Here is a 3,328-nt window from a genome sequence, read left to right as displayed (position 1 = left end):
TGAGCCAGGATCAAACTCTCCAAGATATCTTGAAGCTATTTGATAGCTCATTTTGTTTCGTTGTTGCCAATTGCTTGGCTAGAATTTATTTGGTTGGTTTCAGCTTTGTGAAACCCGCACTCTGGCTTATGTTTACTTCTTTCGAAGTAATTACCTTACATTGTTCAGTTTTCAAAAATCAACTTTGTCATTCACAACACTGTGTTGTGGCGACTAGATTATAATAACAGATTCACAATTTCGTGTCAACAGTTATTTTTAATCTTTTTAATTTTCCTACTCCCGAAGGGTGAGAGAAAATTAAAAGTACTTGTGTCTCAAGCACTGAATGTATTATATGATATTTCCAAATAAATTGCAACCCTCTTCACAGAAAATTTTTGCCCCCTATAAAATCCCCCTTTTACAGTTCCTTATTATATAAAAACCTTGCTTCTTACATTGCACGCAGGAAATTGAACACTTGCATAAAATCATTCAAAATTACTCATTGAGTTGCATATAACCCTCATTGATTATTCATACTTTCATCATATCATGCAATCGCACTTTCCTATTAACACGCATCTAACTTATACGGGACAAGAAAGAGCAGGAACCACTCAAGAATGACTAACTGTAACTGTAACTGTAACTGTAAATGCAAATATAAATGTCAATATAAAAATGTACCATTCTGTCGATATAAAAAGTACATCCTTATATCATCACTTCTTTACATTCTTATGATAGCATTTATCCCTATGAAAGTCTTCCCTATAAATAAATCAGACCAATCAGTATCCTTATTCTGGTAAAAGCACAACCATTTCATCCTAACTATACTTCTACATTAGATATACTACTAGCAACATTACTTTTTATCTTAATCATACGCGCCAAGCAAAACCAATACTATGTAGCCTCTGTTACTAACCAGAGATACCACGTGGAAAGCAGTTAGGCATAGCAGCCTGTGGTAGTGTTAGCGACTAAATCAAACAAATCCAAACAAATCACGCTCCATTTCATCACAAATATAATCGTACTTGTCGCGTTCATGTTCATCTCAATTTAATACAATGCGAAAGAGGAGGGCACGTTCCTGAAGAAACATTATGAGATTCTGTTTCTGAAGGAATGTGCCCTGCTCTCTTTTTACTTTAATTAATTTAAGCGAATGCGACACCCCTAAATAGGATATGCCGTGATCCCCCGTAAGGAACGCAGTTATGCATAGTAGCCTTGTGGCCTTTCTTACTACCTAAATTGTACAAATACAAGAAGAGCACGGTGTGCTCCAAACAAACGCTCACACCCTTTCCCTGAGGAACGCAGTTATGCGTAGAACGTCTTGTGGCAGCATTATTGACTTAATCACGCAAATACAAGAAGAGCACGGTATGACCCAAACAAGCAAACACTCACACCCTTTTCCTGAGGAACGCAGTTATGCATAGTAGCCTTTGTGGCACCCCTTCACTACCTGAATCACACAAACACAGAAGCCCGTAACATACCCCTGAACAAACATAACCACTGTATAGTTTGAGAAGGGGTGTGTTACGGACTTCCTTTTGCCCTATTCAGTTACGAACGCCACAGGCTACATAGCGGAACAAGTGACGATACATTATGAAATACCGTTTCTGAGGAGGTGTATTGCGGTCTACAATTCACCTATTTTCGCTATAATGCCACAAGACAGAATAGCACCACTAGTGACGTTCAACGAGCTCTAGTCGTTTTTCCAGCTGTTCTAATCGAGTTTCCAATTCTTCGTTCTTTTTCATTAATTGTTCGATAATAATCTTATCTTGTGTCTCTGCCACCTCTTGGGATGCTCCAAATTTCCAGCTCAAACCTGCATTCGCCTGTATTTCATCATGATGGCTACCTAAAGCAACACCACCGTGAAATAATAAGGATTTATTTTTATAATGTGCCAGCCCTAAAGCAAAGGCCTTTTCACCTTGATACGTACCTACACCAGCCATCAAGGTCGTTGGTTCCTTCGGATCATATTGCATAGTATGTAACGCTGCCATAGCTGCCGACTGTGCACCCAAACGATTGAGACGATTATCCACTGCCCCAATAAAAGCAGTAGCACTAGAGGCTTGGTTAATCTTATCCTTTAAAGCTTGACTTAATGCCAAACTATACTTACGTTCCTTATGTCCAGGAGATAGATTTGTATCTTTCTCAAATTTCTTTTCAGTATTTTCACTCTTATCTGTATCAATAACAATGTCATCACTGTTCGTCACAATCGTATCGCTACCGTGAACAATAAATCTATTATATTTGATACCGTTCTCATCCTCAAATTCCTTCCCCATTTCCACATCTACATTCTCTCCCCCTTGTACAAAATAATAAGGGAGGTCGACATTTCCTATTGTATTACCATCATTATCACTTACAGGTGAAGTCGTTGTACTTGCATTCCCCTCAAATGGTTCTCTGTTATAGTTATTTTCACGATCATTGTAATATGGTTTACCATTGTAGTCAAAAGCCGGAACACTATCAATTGCCATTACACCTGTCCAATTAGTAAGCAATAGCATTCCCATTAGCAATGCAATAGCATTTCGTCTACGTCCATATAATACATGTAACATCCTATTTTCATTTCTTCCTTTTAATTTCATCGTAGCCTCCATCATTCCAGTATTGCCAAACAATCTCTTTCTTATAACTTTATAACTTTATAACTTTATAACTTTCTAACTTTTTAACTTCATAATTCTATTCTAAACTATCCTATTTCCCTAACGCAATAGACAATTGCACTTTCAGCGTACCCCCCCCCGTTTTTCACGAATCGAATATTAAAAGAGGATGTTTTTATAGTATTGGATATCCAATTTCATCATACAATTAACCACCTATTTTCATTATTTAATTATCATAAAGTATACTCTTCCCAAGAAGATCAGTAAGATGCAATAGCCTTGTAGTGGTCACTTACTGATAACATCACATAAACGCAAAAGGACATGCCATATCCAGAAGTACATCTCACTATATAATAAGTTTATAGTGGAAAGTATCACACGCTTATTTTGTTAATCAATTTAATCCAAGGTAATATTCCTAAGAGGACGTAGTCCCCGTAAGGAACGCAATCATGCGTAGAACACCTTGTGGCAGCATTATTGACTTAATCACACAAATATAAGAAGAGCACGGTGTACTCCGAACAAACACCCACAAAATCTTCACCAGAGGAACGCAGTTATGCGTAGTAGCCTTGTGGCGTTTCATACTACCTAAATCACACAAACACAAGAAGAGCACGGTGTGTCCCCGAAGAAACATTATGAAATACCGTTTCTGAGGG

Annotated in this window: 1 protein-coding gene; it reads right to left on the bottom strand. The window is 37.7% G+C overall.

The annotated features are described in order from the left end of the window. Window positions 1-1,697 precede the first annotated feature (1,697 nt). Complete coding sequence (locus EO125_RS09645) at window positions 1,698-2,636, bottom strand: YadA-like family protein (protein WP_164726509.1); 939 nt, start codon at window positions 2,634-2,636, stop codon at window positions 1,698-1,700. Between the last annotated feature and the right edge of the window lie 692 nt (window positions 2,637-3,328).

This window comes from Veillonella sp. VA139, from assembly GCF_003992005.1.
GTDB lineage: Bacteria > Bacillota > Negativicutes > Veillonellales > Veillonellaceae > F0422.
The sequence above is the reverse complement of the archived record's forward strand: the minus strand, read 5'-3'. Positions and strand labels throughout refer to the sequence as shown.